This window comes from Vibrio sp. Evd11 (genome assembly GCF_900382755.1).
Taxonomy (GTDB): Bacteria; Pseudomonadota; Gammaproteobacteria; order Enterobacterales; family Vibrionaceae; genus Vibrio; species Vibrio lentus.
Map to the genome: position 1 here is coordinate 1 of NZ_OSDX01000085.1, position 17,608 is coordinate 17,608.

Annotated in this window: 15 protein-coding genes; 8 read left to right on the plus strand and 7 right to left on the minus strand. The window is 43.6% G+C overall.

The window, feature by feature from the left end; genetic code table 11:
* Nucleotides 1–51: 51 nt before the first annotated feature.
* The 6 genes from ED652_RS21805 to ED652_RS21830 form a co-directional block, all read right to left on the minus strand.
* Nucleotides 52–570, minus strand: coding sequence for a restriction endonuclease subunit S (locus ED652_RS21805; protein WP_122056159.1), 519 nt, complete (start codon nt 568–570; stop codon nt 52–54).
* Nucleotides 571–622: 52 nt separating this feature from the next.
* Nucleotides 623–1,093 carry a toxin-activating lysine-acyltransferase gene (locus tag ED652_RS21810; RefSeq protein WP_122056147.1) on the minus strand — a complete coding sequence of 157 codons (471 nt, stop codon included), beginning with the start codon at nt 1,091–1,093 and terminating at the stop codon, nt 623–625.
* On the minus strand, nt 1,093–5,466 hold the full coding sequence (locus ED652_RS21815; protein ID WP_162929974.1) for a calcium-binding protein: 4,374 nt from the start codon (nt 5,464–5,466) through the stop codon (nt 1,093–1,095). Before ED652_RS21815 ends, ED652_RS21810 begins: the two co-directional genes overlap by 1 nt.
* Before the next feature lie 317 nt (nt 5,467–5,783).
* Nucleotides 5,784–6,473 (minus strand): hypothetical protein, encoded by a 690-nt coding sequence (locus ED652_RS21820; RefSeq protein WP_122056149.1) that lies wholly within the window; start codon nt 6,471–6,473, stop codon nt 5,784–5,786.
* Nucleotides 6,454–7,782 (minus strand): HlyD family type I secretion periplasmic adaptor subunit, encoded by a 1,329-nt coding sequence (locus ED652_RS21825; RefSeq protein WP_122056150.1) that lies wholly within the window; start codon nt 7,780–7,782, stop codon nt 6,454–6,456. Before ED652_RS21825 ends, ED652_RS21820 begins: the two co-directional genes overlap by 20 nt.
* Nucleotides 7,779–9,896 carry a type I secretion system permease/ATPase gene (locus ED652_RS21830; protein ID WP_162929975.1) on the minus strand — a complete coding sequence of 706 codons (2,118 nt, stop codon included), beginning with the start codon at nt 9,894–9,896 and terminating at the stop codon, nt 7,779–7,781. Before ED652_RS21830 ends, ED652_RS21825 begins: the two co-directional genes overlap by 4 nt.
* A gap of 1,373 nt (nt 9,897–11,269) precedes the next feature.
* Here ED652_RS21830 and ltrA point away from each other — a divergent pair.
* The 8 genes from ltrA to ED652_RS21880 all read left to right on the plus strand — a co-directional run bounded on the left by ltrA (nt 11,270) and on the right by ED652_RS21880 (nt 16,278).
* Nucleotides 11,270–12,742 carry a group II intron reverse transcriptase/maturase gene (gene ltrA / locus ED652_RS21835; RefSeq protein WP_122056152.1) on the plus strand — a complete coding sequence of 491 codons (1,473 nt, stop codon included), beginning with the start codon at nt 11,270–11,272 and terminating at the stop codon, nt 12,740–12,742.
* 389 nt (nt 12,743–13,131) lie between these two features.
* Nucleotides 13,132–13,605, plus strand: coding sequence for a DNA repair protein RadC (gene radC / locus ED652_RS21850; protein ID WP_122056154.1), 474 nt, complete (start codon nt 13,132–13,134; stop codon nt 13,603–13,605).
* Entirely contained in the window at nt 13,602–14,039 is a 438-nt protein-coding gene (locus ED652_RS21855; protein ID WP_174214644.1) for a DUF2787 domain-containing protein, read from the plus strand. Before radC ends, ED652_RS21855 begins: the two co-directional genes overlap by 4 nt.
* 46 nt (nt 14,040–14,085) lie before the next feature.
* Nucleotides 14,086–14,529, plus strand: coding sequence for a DUF2787 domain-containing protein (locus tag ED652_RS21860; RefSeq protein WP_122056156.1), 444 nt, complete (start codon nt 14,086–14,088; stop codon nt 14,527–14,529).
* Between the two features lie 3 nt (nt 14,530–14,532).
* Entirely contained in the window at nt 14,533–14,709 is a 177-nt protein-coding gene (locus tag ED652_RS21865; protein WP_122056157.1) for a hypothetical protein, read from the plus strand.
* A 137-nt stretch (nt 14,710–14,846) separates the two neighbouring features.
* Nucleotides 14,847–15,614 (plus strand): transcriptional regulator, encoded by a 768-nt coding sequence (locus ED652_RS21870; RefSeq protein ID WP_122056158.1) that lies wholly within the window; start codon nt 14,847–14,849, stop codon nt 15,612–15,614.
* Between the two features lie 47 nt (nt 15,615–15,661).
* Complete coding sequence (locus tag ED652_RS21875) at nt 15,662–15,991, plus strand: hypothetical protein (RefSeq protein WP_226088531.1); 330 nt, start codon at nt 15,662–15,664, stop codon at nt 15,989–15,991.
* 50 nt (nt 15,992–16,041) lie between these two features.
* Complete coding sequence (locus tag ED652_RS21880) at nt 16,042–16,278, plus strand: hypothetical protein (RefSeq protein WP_076655947.1); 237 nt, start codon at nt 16,042–16,044, stop codon at nt 16,276–16,278.
* A 291-nt stretch (nt 16,279–16,569) separates the two neighbouring features.
* Here ED652_RS21880 and ED652_RS21885 read toward each other — a convergent pair whose 3' ends face one another.
* Nucleotides 16,570–17,607 (minus strand): lipopolysaccharide biosynthesis protein, encoded by a 1,038-nt coding sequence (locus ED652_RS21885; protein WP_254051730.1) that lies wholly within the window; start codon nt 17,605–17,607, stop codon nt 16,570–16,572.
* Nucleotide 17,608 lies beyond the last annotated feature (1 nt).

The window sequence follows — 17,608 nt, forward strand, 5'->3', positions numbered from 1 at the left end:
AAACATTACGTTAGACGGGATTTATGCAAAACTTAATGCTTAAGGTTCAGTCTATGTTGTTGTGCTCACATATATGTTTATGATTTCATCACTGACAAGAAGAGGCATTTCTCTCAAAGAGCCTAGGCCAATAAATTTTTGTATACTTCCCTTTGTAACATTCGCCATGTAACGTTTCATATCATACGACTTAAGAGACATATAGATAAAGTTAACAAGTTCAGGGTTCGATGAAGACTTGTATAACGCTACATTTTTAATTGCAAAATTAATATCTTTTTCATCCACTCTATATACATCACCAATACTACCTATCATTGAAAATAGGATATCGCCGGTTTCTACCTTACTTCTTTTATTGACCGCCTCGTAATCCTCTTTTGAAATCAAATAAGCACTATCAAAGTCAATACCTGCTTTTAGTAGGTGTTTTGATGTAACAAGTGGAAACCCAGAAACTGCTTTCTTTGGGGAGTCATGCGTACCATCCTTCACAGTTATTAACTCACTAATAGGCTTTACGCTCCAACTTTCTGGAATTTCACGCTTCATAGCATTATTTTGTCTCATTATAGGCCATATCTTGGCATAGCCCATAATGAGTCAATGTACACCGCAAAAGCTAACTAATATCAACTGATGGTTGCTTAACCACGTCTGCAATATTCTTACTTATATTTACACCATGAATATAAGCTATGCGAGTTTCGGGCTTACCTTTGTATAGACGAATTGCCCTTCCTTGCGTATCCGGGAAAATATTATGCTTAATGTCTTTTATTATCTCTTTGGTGTGACCAAAAGGTGAAATAAAGTCAACGAGCCAATACCTATCACCACTATTCCAATCCTTTGGCTGAAGACTTTCGGGACAGAGTGCATACTCTCTTTCTACATCAGGTGAAAGTTTTGCCCAACTAATATAGCCTTTGGGTGCACCATCTTGATGATATATACGATATTGCTGAAGCGATATCGCCGGAACCACCCACCTCAGAAGACTAGATATTGGCCAATCTCGATGTAGTTCACTTTGAGTAAACAACCAAGCCACTTCTCCGAATACCTGCGAGTTACGAATTGATCTCTCCATTACGCTGGCCTCCAAGCCGAATCGACTGCAATCTGGACTTCGTAAGGGAGACTATTAGGTAGCACCCCCTCAAAGCTAGCGCCATCATTGGCCTGATATCCAGACATTACTTCAATTAGCTTATTCACTTGGCTATACGCAAGCGTCGCGCCAGAGGTGTCTGTAAACGTATCTATACGAGCTGAAGCGTTGGTAAACCAACTTTCAAACTTAATTTCATCCGACGTACCTAACAAGTTTGCAACCAGATGGTTTTCTCTGCGCTCGAACCACACATTTTCAGAACTTATCCCATCGAAAGTAAGCGTATCTTTTCCTGCACTATCTGAGTTTCTAACAACGTCTTGCCCATCACCATAACTAAAGTAGTAAGTATCGTTACCCTCTCCTCCGATAAGGATGTCATTGCCAGCCCCACCTAGCAGGTGGTCATCACTCTGGCCCCCATTTATGGTATCGGAACCAGCCTCTCCAAGGAGTATGTCTACACCATTCCCACCTGTTAAAGTATCATCACCTGTGCCGGCCATAAACAGGTTATTTCCTGAGGCATCCGTTAATACATCATTGCCATCTTGACCATAGAGTTGATCATTGCCCGATCCGCCAATTAATTTATCAGATCCAAAGCCACCCCAAATAATATCATTACCACTTCCAGCGTTGATAATGTCATTGCCTCCTGAACCATCTAGCCAATTACCATTATTATCACCATTTAGCGTCTCACCTTCAGAGGTACCGGTTGAAGCAGACTGAATCAGTGACATATCTACGTCTGTACCATCTTCAAACTGGAACAGTTCGATACGATTGTTTTTATTGCTCCAATCTTTAATCGTAACCACATCTTCCAATTCGCTGATATTTTCATTTTGATCACTATGTCCAAGCCCGACAAGTAAGTGACTTCCGCTTGATTGCAAAACGATATCCTCAAAGGAGATATCTTTTCCAAACAAAAGAATATCTTCTCCGGCGTCATTTTGCTTGGTGACTGTTTTGGTCCCCGTTCTCTTTTCGTTCACGTAATAACTAGACTTAAACCCTTGCTTTAACACTCTCTCGTAATACGTATATCTTTGAGTTTCGGTGACTCTATGATCGTCATATATCGTGTCTTTTCCATCACCTCGATTAACAATGTATGTATCATTGCCCGCGCCACCCTCCAGGAGATCATCTCCACTACCTCCGATCAGTACATCGTTGCCAAACTGACCAAACAGGTGGTCATTACCTGCGTTGCCAGACAGCCAATCACCCTCGTGGGTCCCTTCGAACTTATCGTCTGAATCTCCACCCGTCCACGCATAACGTACGTCAGACATATCGATAGAGAGGCCATCAGAAAATCGAAACGTCTCAACACGATTTTTCTTATCTGCCCATTCTAGTACTTCTACCCTATCGAGCGCTTCACTTGCTGAAGTAATTCCGTCATCTTTAAGGCCAACAAATAAATTAGTACCGGAGTGCTGAACAAGAATGTCACTAACAGAAATCCCTGCACCAAACTGCAAAGTATCTGACCCTCCATCCAGTTCACTCATTGATTTTCTGTAGCCCGTGCGCCTCTCGTTAACCCAACGTCCACTTTTACCGCTAGGTTTGTGAACTCTCTTCGTATAAGTGTATGCTGTGGTCACCTGGCCGATATACTTATCAAGGATTTGATCCCTGCCGTCCCCTCGATTGAAAATGTAGGTGTCGTTGCCCTGCCCACCTTCCAATCTATCAGAACCGACGCCTCCCACAAGAACATCATTACCTGAGCTACCTATGAGAAGATCATCGCCAGCCTCTCCATGTAAATAATCGTTGCCGCTACCCGCATCAATACGATCATCTCCTATTCCGCCGAATAGATCGTCGTTACCACTGCCTGCGTAAATTTGATCGTCACCACTATTCCCTGCGATGTAGTCATCGCCGTCGTTTCCATGCAACGTATCTTGGCCATTACCTCCGAAGAGGAAATCGGCGAGTGACCCACCCGTGATAACATCGTTACCACCCCCACCATTAAACCAAACGGCATCTTTTTTGTTTGGGCTAGAAGGCTGACCAGACGCCAAGCTAATCACATCATTGCCTTCACTTCCTGAAACAGCGAGACCCACTTTTGAAATATCAAAGACTTCTCCCGTTTCAAGCTCTATGAATTCAATTCGGTTCTTGGAATCAGACCAGTTTCTCACTGTAACCGCGTCCTCTGAAAGCTGGTCACTGCCACTAGACTCATTCAACCTAATCGTTAGCCGATCTGGTTGAGTGGTGGCAAATAAGTCGCCCATTGATATGGTTGCACCCATTTGCAATGTATCATCCCCACCATCCACTTCCTTTGCAACGGTGCGAGTTCTCGTCCGCTTTTCATTGACATATAAGCTGAACTTACCGAATGACGGTCTGCGCTTGACAGTTTGCGTATACGTTTCAGTCACGTTCTGAATAGATTGATCCAGTATTGAGTCTTGGCCGTCGCCTCTTGCGAAGAAATAAGTGTCGTCACCGTCACCACCCTGCAAGTCGTCGTTGCCTTGCCCACCGGAAAGAAAATCAGCGCCATCTCCAGCTTTTATTTGGTCGTCACCTTTTCCAGCTAGAATGGTGTCTGCCCCTGCTCCCGAATCAATGGTGTCATCCCCAGCTCCACTGGCAATGATATTATTCGTTTCACCACTTATTATCGTGTCATTGCCACCACCCGCTATAAATCGCTCAACGCTATGCTGCCTCAAATCAATATTCAGATCGTGAGTGGAGTTAAAAATAGCTGTATCGTAACCGTCGCCGCCATGCCAAGTATCTAATTCATCGACGATCAGATAATCGTCACCTTCACCGCCATTAATGATATCCGCTCCGGCATCACCTTGTAGCAAGTCTGCGCCGCTGGAGCCCGAAATAATGTCATCTCCATCACCGCCATAAAGCATTACACCTACATCACCACTGGATGTAAGCTTATCGTTGCCCGAAGAGCTGTACACGGCCTCTAAATCATGCTGGCTAGCATTGATTTCTATTGCTTCATTTCCTTCGACAACCGCGATGTCAAACCCTTCACCACCATCTATCTCACCGCGGCCTAAATCCAATCGGTCTATAAATAGAATATCAGAGCCTGCGCCTCCTTCTAAGCGGTCCGCACCTTTGCCGCCGATAAGCCAATCATTGCCATCACCACCAATTAGATGATCATCTCCCTTACCTCCGTCCAAAACGATGCCTTGCTTGGTATCAACCGTGATAGTGTCTGAACCAGTGCCACCCAACACCATCTCAAACTCTCCCTCCGATACGGTAAAGGTGTTGTCTGAGTCATCCGCTAACACCTTGATGCCCATACCATCGGTTTTGATATCAATAGAGTTGTCGTCATTGGCGCGATAGGAAAAATCTGAGTACTGTAAGCCTGTATCAGCGAAAGTGTGCGTAGAGCCATCTGAACGAGTGTAAGACCCTAATCCATATACGATGTTGCCGTTGTTGTCATGCTCTTCACCATCTGAAGACAAATCGATGGATGTGATGCCCATTTCATCCAGTGATTTGAACTCGCCTTCGTCTGAAATACCATCTTGGTCATGATCTTGCCACACACCGAATTGATTCCATTGTTTATCCTTATTATCTAAGACACCATCATTATTGCTGTCAAACGCCGTCAAACCTTCTAAATCGGTTTCAGCGCCTTCTTTGTAATCAACAAAGGCGATTTCATCTCTATCTTGAATGAAGCCATCGGAGTTTTTATCAAACGCCAATATGCCATCGTCTTTATCGGCCCAGCCAATCTTGTTGCGGTAGCCATCACCTGAGATGTCATAGAAAGTTGAAGATTCGTCAAGAGCGGTGAGTTCAACTCCATCCCCATCTAAATCCAGTATTATTGGTGGTCCAAACCTGCCACTATCATTACTGTTTCTAGAGTCGCGATAGCGGTCACGGCTACTTCCTGAGCCAGAGTTTCTATCTCTGTTTCTATCACTGCCGCTTTTGCTGTTATTAGTCACTGTTGGATTTTGCTTTACTGCAGGTCGATTCAGTGCCTCAGGACCATTTAAGTCATTGGCACCATCTTCTTCTGCTCGTTTTTTATTCTCGGGTTTACTCCAAAACTCTTTATATTTCTTACGTCTATCGGAGCCGTTTCTGTCTGGAGTATAGGATCCATTTCTTATATTTTGCTCCGCTTCATATTCTCCATTTTTGTTATAGTCTTGGTCCCAAGCCTTTTCTTGTTGAGCTTTCCCTCTCCATTCTTCAGGCCCATGCCATATATCAGGTCTAGGTACGTACTTATCTTCAGTTACATCACTACTATGGAAGGTACTGGACGCAAATTCACCAAACTTATGGCACATTTTTGTCTCATCCTCAATCCACCCCGCAATACCAACACCAATTGCTGTACTTGGTGGTCCACCAATAACTGTACCTACAAAACCAAAAGCAGCCCCTGTTCCTACTTTACATGCCGCCTCATACGCACCGGCAATCTTGTCATCCGCTTTAAACATTGTGTATGCGACATCAAAACGAGTAACCTTTGCAGCGGCGTTTTTACCAAATTCTGCAATATCAACAATTTCCACTTTAGATAAGCCTGCTGAGACCGCACCAACAGTAATAGCAGAATAGTCCACTATAGTCTCCGCCGTTGACTTTTTTTCATTATTGCTCATTTTGTTTCTCCCTTAAATCTTAGGAATAGAACGTAAATATTGGTTAGAGTAGACGGAATTGACCAGGTTACGATCATGATATCGAGTATATAATATGTATAACCAATTACTCCTTGAACAGGAGCCCGCAAAGCTGACATTCGAGAATATTCACCATCGCTAACGCTAGTAAAAGCTGAAAACATCAAATAACACATCCCAAAAAACATTAACGCAACGGCAAAGGCGAGTTTAAAGTTTCCATGAATAATTTTTTTAGTTATAGGGATAAAATCAAATTCCGTCAAAAATCTAATTTCAAAATAAAACAAACACACGCCTAAAAAAAAGCACGGAATAATTAAGAAATACAGTATCAATATAATATTTGATAAATCTAACTTATCACCGCCAACACTCTCGATACTTTGATACAAATCTTGTACCGAATATAAATTTTTTATCATGTATTCAATGAATGAAGCAGGTAGAATGGAGCCCAAATCAAAAGCACCAATTGCATAAATAACAAAGGCCAATGCTAATACTAGGTATTTAGAAAAGTTCATTAGCTTTACATAGCGAAGCATTAATTCCCTGCTATTGCCTCTGTGTAACTCCTCCACATCTTGGCCATAAAGTAAGTGAGCATAAGTGTTCGTTCTTATCACTTTTAAATGGCTATAATCATTTTTGCTTTCCGGCATTATCTACCTCCTGTTTTATCGTGCTAAGTAAATAGCTCATCACTGTCCTCCTGCCTAATTTTACTTCTGCTGTTAATGACATCCCTGGCTCTAACTCCCTTGCTTTCCCATCCGCCTCGATCGATTGCTCGTTAATGCTGACCATGGCACGATAGACCAGACCCAACTTTTCATCCTGATTGGCATCAGCCGAAATATTTTTTACATTGCCCGAAAGCTTTCCATATCTCGAAAAGTCAAAGGCGTCCAACTTGATTGCAACCGAGTGGCCTTCTTCAATAAAACCAATATCTTTGTTCAGCACCATCACTTCTGCCAGCATGGATTCATTATCAGGAACGATTACCATTAATGCTTGCCCTTCAACCGCCATGGCACTTTTATCTCGGTACAGTAAGTCCTTCACATAGCCCGATACTGGCGAATAAATGCTGTATTTGGCCAACTCAATACTTAATTGCTCAACTTCCTTTGTAGCAATTGAATATTGGTCTTCGAGGTCAATAATTTTCTCACTGGTTTGTTGGATAATCTCCGAACGGAACATCTCCTTCTCGCTCTCAATTGCCTCGATATTTACATTAGAAGCATTCACTCTTTCTTGAAGGCTTTGAACCTCATATTGCGCACTAACTACCTCCTTTTTTAACTCTAAATAGTTATAAACTGGAAGCATATTCTTTTCTTCAAGTGCTTTTAACGAGGCTAACTGCTGTTCCAACAATGGTAACGTTGAACTCAGTGCGTTTAGCTCAGAGTTTTTGACTTTAATATTTGAATTCTCCTGGTCCTTCATACTTTGGTATTTTCTGAGTGCTGATTGATAACTATTACTATCAATCCTTATTTGCCCGACTATCCTTTCGTCCTTTACGTTCTGTTGTATAGGTATGAGTGAAGCGGAAATATCAGTATTGGTTTGGTATATTTCCAGCATAGTGCGATAACGACTTAATTGAGCCTCTATGATACTCAGTTTGATTTGGCTCTCTTTAAGCTCACTTTGAATCTGCTCATCATCGAGAGTAAGCAACCGTTCACCTTCTCTAACGTGTTGGCCTTCTTCTACATTAATTGAAGAAATTTCTCCCGAAATTAAAGGGTGTATCGGCCTTGCTAATCCACTAACTGTCAGTTGTCCTCTTGCTACGGCAACCACATCGATTCGACTGTAGGTCGCCCAGAGAATGGCAGATATAATGAGTGCCAGGATCACATAACAGATAACTCGACCTGCTTTGGAGGGAGGTGTATGTTGAACCTCAAGTACAGCGGGTAAGAAATCCATGTTGGGAGCTTTTTCATTCATATTGCCACCTCGTCCTCGCCAAGTTGCATTGAATAAAGACGAGCATAAGTACCACCATGGCTAATGAGGGCATTATGCTTACCGCGTTCAATCACTTTGCCTTGGTCTAAGACGATGACTTCGTCACAGCGTCGGACCGTCGAGAGACGATGTGCAACAATAAGCACTGTACGACCTTGACTAATCGCTCGCATGTTTCGCTGAATGATGCGCTCTGATTCATAGTCCAGTGCACTGGTCGCCTCATCAAATATCACGATCCTAGGGTTGGTCAATAAGGCACGCGCAATCCCGATACGTTGTTTTTGCCCTCCGGAGAGTCGGGAGCCATGCTCTCCTACTATCGTGTCGTACCCTTGTGGGAAATCTCGGATAAACTCATCAGCACCTGCTAACTGCGCAACTTTTACCACCTTTTCCAAAGGCGCAGAGGGCATTGCTAGAGCAATATTTTCCCGTATGGTTGCGTTGAATAATTGGGTTTCCTGTTGCACCACACCAATCTGTGAGCGAAGCCAAGAGGGGCTCACCTGTGAGATGTCAATCCCGTCAACCAGCACCTGTCCTCTCGAAGGTAAATAAAGTCGTTGCAACAGTTTTGTCAGTGTGCTTTTACCCGACCCTGAACGACCTACGAGTCCATACTGTTTGCTCGCTTCAAACGTCAAGTTAATGTCCTGTAAACAGGGAGGCAAATCTGGCTGATACTGGAAGTTGATTCCTTTAAACTGAATGTGTCCATGTAAATTGGGTAATGTCGCTTTGTTGACCCCAAGAGAGGGCTCTGAGGGTGTGTTAAGTATGTCTCCTAATCGCTTAACGGACAAAGATGCTTGCTGGAATTCTTGCCATAACTGTACCAGTCGCAGTATCGGCCCATTGACCTGACCGGCAAACATATTGAAAGCGATCAGCTGGCCGACAGTAAGTTCCCCCTTAATTACAAGATGAGCACCAAGCCACAGTATTATCAGTGTGGTTATCTTACTGACCCACTGCGAGATTTGTTGTGCAACATTACTTAGGTTTTGAGTCTTAAACGTACTGGTCACAAAGGCCGCTAATTGTTCGTCCCACCGCCGTTCCATTTGCGGTTCGACAGACATGGCTTTCACCACTTCAATGCCCGATATGGACTCAACCAAAAACGCCTGATTCTTTGCCCCCTGCTTAAATTGCTCATCTAAACGTCTACGTAAAATAGGGGTGACAAAGGCTGAAAGTAAAATATACGGAATAAGCGAAGCTAAAACGACCAGAGTAAGTGTCGAGCTATAACTCGCCATTACCGCTATAAAAACAAAAGTGAAGATGACATCGAGACAAAGGGTAAGCGTACTTCCAGTCAGAAACTCCCTGATATTTTGCAGCTCATGAACTCTTGCAACCGTCACGCCCACTTGTCGGGATTGGAAGTACGACAAAGGAAGGCTAACTAAATGCTTGTAAAGTTTAGAGCCCAACGTCACATCTATCCTATGTGCTGTGTGAGCAAGCTGATAGTTTCTCAACCCTGTTATCACGACATCGAATGTGATGATAAGCAACATACCGAATGCGAGTACATTCAACGTAGAAAACGAATGATGAGTCAGAACCTTATCAACAACTACTTGAAAGAAAATTGGTGAGACCAAGGCTAATATTTGAATAAATAGAGACGCAACAATAACCTCTGTAAGCAGTCGTTTGTGTTTTACAAACGAGGATATAAACCACTTAAAGTTGAACTGCTGCTCAAGGTCATCCAGCGAAAGTCTCTTAGTGAACATATAAATATGTTGAGTTAATTCATTAACAAATTTCTGCTCATCTACAATGTCTGGAGAGGTTTGATCGGGTCGTTGAATTAAAAACTTTCCAGTTCGATACTGCGCAACAATGCAATGACCAAACTCTAGATGCTCTACCATAACCGGGAAGGTCTGTTTTGATAGAACAACTTTATCGTGGCTTATCGCTTTGCATTTCAGACCAACCGATTTGGCTGCACGTGGTATTTGAACCGTCAACGCTGTGTGACGGTCGGTATAAAAGCGTTTTTTCAGCATGCTCGCGTTGCATGGTTTATCGAAGAAAGTCGCCACTATCTCGATGCATTTCCATACTGACAATAGTCATATCCCTATATGATGAGACCCTTTTCATTGAGCCTTTCTACTATTTTTTCTGTGGACACAGAAAACCATGGGGTTACCCGTAGATGAATGTCAACTCCGCATGGAGTTGTAACAGTAAGTACCCCGTGCATGAACGGGGATATCTACTTTTTCATACCAACGCAAAAGCGAAATCAGAAAGCAGAAAGCAGACTATGAAACTACCCCAACCCAGATAGCATGCCTCGAGTGAAACGAGCGCTTGGTGTCTTACTGAATATGTACATAAAAGAGCAGCGCAAAATTAATCAGCACTCCTATCCAACACATGCCCTCTTAAGTGATAGATTTGTTATTAAACAGCAATCATAGTTCAGGATTTTTTGTTCGCAAAATGACTTTTCAGGAGCAACATCACATAACAAATAAAAATTTAATTGCATTTGCATGCATAGGGGTAATTCACATTATTTATTCCTTGAAAATATCAGTACTTCCTCCGGAGGGTCATTGAAAAGTGAACTGAGTTTTTTATGAATTAGGTACGACTTTAACTCTGCAAGAGGAGGAGAAATAACGCTAATTGCGATCACGCTCTATCAAGGACGCAGAAAACGGAACATACAAAATTTGAATTAAGGAAATTGCCGAAAGTTTCCGTATAACTTCTTCGGCTTCGGAGCAATGCGATTTCCAGCCTGCTTACACTACAAATAAACATGGTCTTATCTTCTTTCATCGGATTAGATTTGGTAGGGGAAACGCATATGAACAGTATGTGAATGAGTATTTACTCTGGCTTATAATGGGGCGTGCGACATGAGGTCGTATGCAGCGCTGTCCATCGCGTTAAGAATGGACCATCTGTATCACCAGATGAACCTAGGAGCCTGAATTAAGTAGCGGCTCTGACAATGTAACGAAGACAAGAAACTATCTTGTCGGGAGCTAAATCGTGAGAGAAAGCTCCTCCTGATAACCACATAAATCGGGTGAGTGCTAGGCAGGTAGTATGGTGAACATAAGTGAATCTGCGTAAGGTGCGTAATGTTATGAAACAGCGGAAGTGGTTTTTACGCTGTCGCCAAAAGGCACTAAGAGTAGGAAAGAGATTGCCCCATGCTCTTTCGTGATCGACACGCTCTTCGCATCATAGCGGGCACCTAACCTACCATTGCGTTGCATACGGAACATGGTAAGCCTGTATCACTCCCTCTGGGAAAGCCGAAGTGGCCGATAGTGATGCAGGTAGAGGAGGTTGGAAAAAGCAAAGGCTGCATTGTAACGATGCAGATACAGACTTGTGTCTGGTCACGAAAGTGAGCCCACTTCCAACTGGTCTCTCGTTGCGAGAGAGTTTGAAGAACTTTATTAAGGAAGAAAAGCAAATGATGGTTTCGAATGAGATTAGTGCATCTTCTGACAGTGCACAGTGGCAATCCATTAACTGGAAGGCCGCAGAGGCGAACGTCTTAAAGCTTCAAATGCGTATCGCAAAGGCAACTAGAGACGGTAAGCACGGCAAAGCAAAAGCATTGCAGTGGATACTGACTCACTCTCGCTCAGCAAAACTTCTTGCTGTTAAGCGAGTCTCTCAAAATAAAGGCAGTAAAACGCCAGGAATAGACGGCGTTGTCTGGAACACAGAGACGCGTCGGATGAAAGCAGTAAATCAACTGAGTCGGAAAGCTTATCAAGCGAAACCACTCAAGCGTATCTACATCCCCAAAAAGAACGGTAAGCTCAGGCCACTGGGTATTCCATGCATGATTGATAGAGCCCAACAAGCTCTTCATCTTCTAGCATTAGAACCTGTGTCCGAAACGCTTGCCGACCCTAACAGCTATGGTTTTAGACCAAATCGCAGCACGGCTGACGCTGTCAGTCAGTGTTTTATATGTTTGAGTCAGAAACGATCAGCACAATGGGTTCTTGAAGGAGATATCAAAGCTTGCTTTGACAAAATCGGGCATCAGTGGCTGATGGATAACATCGCCATCGATAAACGGATGTTGGAGCAATGGCTAAAGTCAGGCTTTGTAGACAAAGGGCTGTTTTACGACACCGACGAAGGCACTCCTCAAGGCGGGATTATATCCCCCACCTTGATGTTGATGACGTTATCGGGTCTCGAGCAGCGCATTAAGTCTACCGCGTTTAAAAAAGGCGCAAGAGCTAACTTTATTGGATATGCCGACGATTTCGTTGTCACCTGCGCTTCAAAGGAAGTGTTGGAGAACGATATCAAACCACTGATTGCTGACTTCTTAGCGGTTCGAGGCTTAACGTTATCCGAAGAGAAAACGCACATTACTCACATCAACGACGGTTTTGACTTCCTTGGGTTCAACCATAGGAAGTACAAAGGAAAACTGCTCATTAAACCGAGCAAGGCTAACACGTTGACGTTCCTAAGTAACTTGCGCGGACTCATCAAAAAGCACGTTACCTTAACGGTGAACGACCTTATCAAACTGATTAACCCAAAGCTTAGAGGGTGGTCGAACTATTATCGCCACTGCGTTGCTAAGCAGGTATTCAGTTATGTTAGTCACAAACTATTTCATGCGTTATGGCATTGGGCTAAAAGGCGACATCCAACAAAATCTAAAACTTGGATCGCCCTAAAATACTTCATCAACCGAAAAGGCCAATGGCAGTTTCACGGTTGGCAGAAGATAAAGGATATGGATTGCCAGTTCAATCTTTTCCAAATAGCTAAAGTACCGATAGAAAGACATGTGAAAATCCGAAGCGCAGCGACACCTTTCAACCCTCAATACCAAGAATACTTGGGAAAGAGGAAACACAAAAGGTTAGCTCGTAATTCTTGGATTGAACCTGCTCTCACTGCTTTATAAGTTGCTGGGTATCATTTGATGCCTTTGTAGAGGCTTGAGCCTAGTGCAGTGAAAGTTGCACGCTGGGTTCTCAGGGAGACGGCACTTGGTAACAAGTGTCGTCCACCCGACAAAAATCACTTAGAGTAACAACTCAATTAACCTGTGACCACCAAGCGATTCTGTCGTACAGTAACAACTCAATTAACTATGATCACCAGCGACTCTCTCCAGCGCTCTCTCATTCTAACGCAAGCAGCTTTCCTCTCTAACCTACCTCTAAAGCTAACAAACCATACGCCCCCTTCAATAACACATCTTTCCTTATGCTCTTCCACCCTAAACCCAAAAATTTTCAGGCATATGTCATCAATGTGAATAACCATCATTAAATCCGACAGGAGCCCGTAATGAATACCCAAAATTCTGATTACCAAAAACAACAGCGCTATCAGGAGAATGAAATCCTAGAGCATGCGGCTGAGATACTCGCGACGCGCTATGTACGAGGTGATGCCTTAATTAGTCCTAACGCCACTAAAGAATATGTACGCTGCAAGCTAGGCAGCTATGAACGTGAAGTGTTTGCTTTACTGCTACTGGATAACCAAAACCGACTGATTGAGTTTAAAGAGCTCTTTCATGGCACCGTCGATGCCGCCAGTGTCTACCCAAGAGAAGTAGTAAAAGCGGTGTTGGAAGTGAATGCAGCAGCAGTGATTATGGCTCACAACCATCCTTCCGGTGACTCTACACCCTCACAAGCGGATAGACGTATCACCGAAAGACTCAAAGACGCTTTAGCGCTGGTGGATGTGCGCGTATTGGACCATATCGTAACAGGCGAAATCTGCACCTCATTTGCTGAGCGAGGCTGGTTATGATTGAACAACACTATGGTGATATCAGTATCAATGATGCACTCCTCTCGTCACTAGAGAGTCTTCTTACTGGTCATACACTACCTGAGCAGGCTGAGAGACTGGTATTGAACTGCCGTCAAATGAGTTACTACCGCCATCGTCAAGGACTGCACCCGATTGAGATACAACTCAAACGAGAGTCAATCTCAGAGCCTTGGCTCATCGTGTTCTTTGCGAGCTTTTCTTACCCTAATGACAACAGTACTTCAGTAGAGCCAGAGCTGTACTTTCATCTTGATAATCGTTGGTTCTATCAACCCGATACAGGAACAACGGATTTATCTCACCCAGAAGTGCAAGAAGTGCTCACCGCTTGGATGAACGCATTAACTCGCCACCTAACCCGAAACGTCTTTGATAGCGTGCAACTCTCGCTAGTCAGCTCGTTTAACTAATCCCCTACCAACTTTCTGATTTATCCCTAAACAAGGAGGACTGTCGATGTCCCAATTAGCCTTTACGTCATTACCCCTACCAGTTTCTAAGAAGCTGTATACCTTGCTTAATGAGCGTTACTCAGCTCATTTGCTTAACAATGAAACGCTCTCCACCAGCCGTCATGTGGTCTTTAACTTTCGTGATAAAAGTTACAGTGCTGATGCTGGTGGCTTTCACCCTGTCGAAATGTCTATTTGCCAATCTTCAACAGGAGAATGGTGTATTGAGTACATCACAGACTTTGCTTATATGGGGAACTACTACCCTGAGCTTGAGCGGAATTTAGATTTTGACTTTCGCGCTAGTCAATGTTTTGCCAGCTACCACGGCTGGTTTTCAATGAAAGATAACCGTGAGGCTATCGAGCTGTATAAATTGTGGGAGAGTAATTTTCTCGCATACGTTGAGATGGAGGCATTCGACGACATTACCCTTACCCCGCAATAACTCATGACTTCCCTTCTTCTACAAACCATCAAGCTTCTCTCTGCCCTCATCACGTTACTTTCTCTTTCCCCTTTCTTTGGTGCCATTGGAACCCTAACGACCTTAGGCTTTCTGGTGGTACTGCTGATTGGGTTACTGGTAGCAATCTCAGAGCTGAGAGATAAAAACAACCATCGATAATGTTAATCGACTCACGCTTTCGCTAAGCCGATTGATGGCGCTTTAACCGTTGGACATTATGTGTCGAACCCACCTCTATTCTCCCGACATTAAATGTCCGACTCCAGTGTGGAGCGCTATGTATTGAGAGAGTAGTCATGAGCAATAAAACCAGCATTGAAGGCTTATCTGCTTTGCTGCACACGCTGATGCTTATTCCTCAACATCGATGGATCACCGTTAGGGAGTTGCAGCAGCAGTTAGCCCTAATCGATATCCACCGCACCACGCGCAGTATCAAACGCTACCTAGATGAAGTCATTGTGGAGGTGTTTAACGTGGAGTGCGATTCGATGAGCATGCCCCATGTTTACCGAAAAACATCCGAGCAGTTGCTGACGTTCAATAAGCAAGAAATGCTCTATTGGCAACTGACCAACAAGTACTTACAGCCGCTTATTCCTGATGCACTGAATTATGGACAGGGTCGGTCCTCGGAGAGAGACAAACCCTTACAGGATAAGGCCTCAGCCATTTCAAAAGAACGACTTTGGCTAAGCAAAGTACACCTCAACCTACCTAATACGAGAAGCTGGAGTAACAAGCAGCAACAAGTCTTAGGGTCAATCCATAAAGCATTACTTAACAACCGAATGCTAAAGATCTCTAGCCAAACTTTGCAGCAGGAGCAAACGCTCATTGAACCACTGGGACTCTCGGTTCAGTGCGACGCGCTCTTGCTGCTCTTTAGGTTATCCGACCAACATCCAATACACACAATTGCCTTACCACTCATCGATGAGGCCAGTGTGTCGACATTTTCATTTACCTATCCCTCTGACTTCAATGTTGAGCAGTTCATGCTGGCTCACGAAGGGACAGGCTACCCAGAATTTCACTCACCAATGAAGAGAGTAACCCCATGACAAAAATAAAACATCGACTAAACCAATCGGTTCGATACGCAGTCACGATGGCCCTGTTTATTGGAGCAACAGGATGCACTGAGCAGGAAGAGTCTCCTGAAGCCGTTGCGGATATAGAAGTATCGATCTCCACCAACTCTCATTGGGGAAGCTTAGTCTTTGACCTACAAGCCATCACCAACAACACCGTCATCACCGACGTTGTGATTAACCGAGGTAATTGTCGTATTCCTGCTGGTACGGCCTCAGAGCTCTCTAGAAACGTTTCATTGAAGTTCGGTGAAACCTACACGGGATATAGCAACAACTGCACCGTCGATAACGTGAAAGAAATTGAAGTCACTTCAACGGCTGGCACCTTTGTTTACACCTTCTAAACCGAAAGCAAAACGACTCATCTATTTATCAATACCAATAAGGATCGAATATGAAAAACATCACAACAAACACACTTGTTCTACTGACTACCCTAGCATCACCTTTTGTTTTGGCTCAAGGTGGTGGTTCGCTTGGAGGTAATCCATCGGTAGACACGGGAGCGGTTAACGTCAGTGTAGGTAAATGCACTCAATACAAGCTAGATGTGAAAGCAGCCCTAATCGCAGGTAAACAGGTATCGTCAGTTACGGTTCCTAAAGGTTGTGAAGCGATCACAGAAAAGTAATACCACCAGCAAAGGCTAAAAATGACAATGGGGAGCGTTATCGCTCCCTATTCTTTTTTTGCTTCTGTACATAAAAACACTTTCGGATTGGCGGTGCTCGTAACCGAGTGTAGCTCTCTTAAAAGACAACGCCGCACCCAATACTCCTTGTGTCAATGGAACCATAACTAACTCTTTGATAGCGATAAGCTTAATGACTCATACCATTTAAAGTAGACGCATTTTCCAGTCGACGTATAAGCAAGACCACATTTTACATTCGGTATAGGGTTGTGGCCTACCTTCCCTTATTTACACCGTTTGTGATTGTACAAGAGCAGACTCACGAATCTGCTTCTCTTTGAAACTCGATAATATAAACATCATCATGTATCCAGAGCACAATGCGGTAATGATCGCCACGACATTGTCAGTAAACGCCGATATTACATAGAACATAATTACTAGCGTTGCGATACCCGCGAGGCGTATAAATAGACTCGTTTTAAAGTGCCCGTTTGCTTTAATGTAGGCCAGTTGGTAGGCATTCAGCATCATAAAAATGAAGAACATCGAGAAGTGGAACAGTACTGGTACCGCTCCGATATATTCAGCAGGGAAAAGCGCTTCTACAAGGTTCGAACCAAACAGCAGCATCGTCAAGAAAAACGCCCCGCTGACAACAAATGACAACTTAAACACCCATCGACGGATAAGCTGAATCTCAGAGAATTCACCATTTCGTACCTTCACAGACAGTTCAGGCAGAACAAAGCGGTAAATTGGGAATACGAATAACATCGTCATGTATGTGAAGACCGGACGCACTACAACCTGAAAATCACCCAGTTCATCGACGCTGAAGTAGCGTATAGTCAACAACACAGCAATGTAAATCATAAGAATGCTTGCTCCTGCTTCGAGTGTCGCAGTAAAGCTTTTTTTCACATAACCGTACATGTCTGAATTAAGCTGCACAGGCTTAATTGGCAGGGTCGATATCTCTTTTCTTCGGCTGATATACATATAGAGCGCCGTTATTAACGAAGATATGGTCAAACCATAGAACAACGCCGTTAACGCACTGAATCCAGCAATATAGTAAGCAAATAGAAACAAAGCCACGTTCAACGCAGGATCAAGCCAAGTGGTACGGTTAGTGATATCGTACAAACGATACATGGCAACTAAATTGGTAAAGTAGAGCTTAAGCCCCAAACCAAAAATGATGCCCACCAACTGTAAGTATTCGACACCAATATCTAAGCTGTGCTTGATGTAAGGAATCACCCCACCCAGGGCAAGATCATGAAAACCCCTTATGGAATAAGGGATGACGTGAAGTAATATT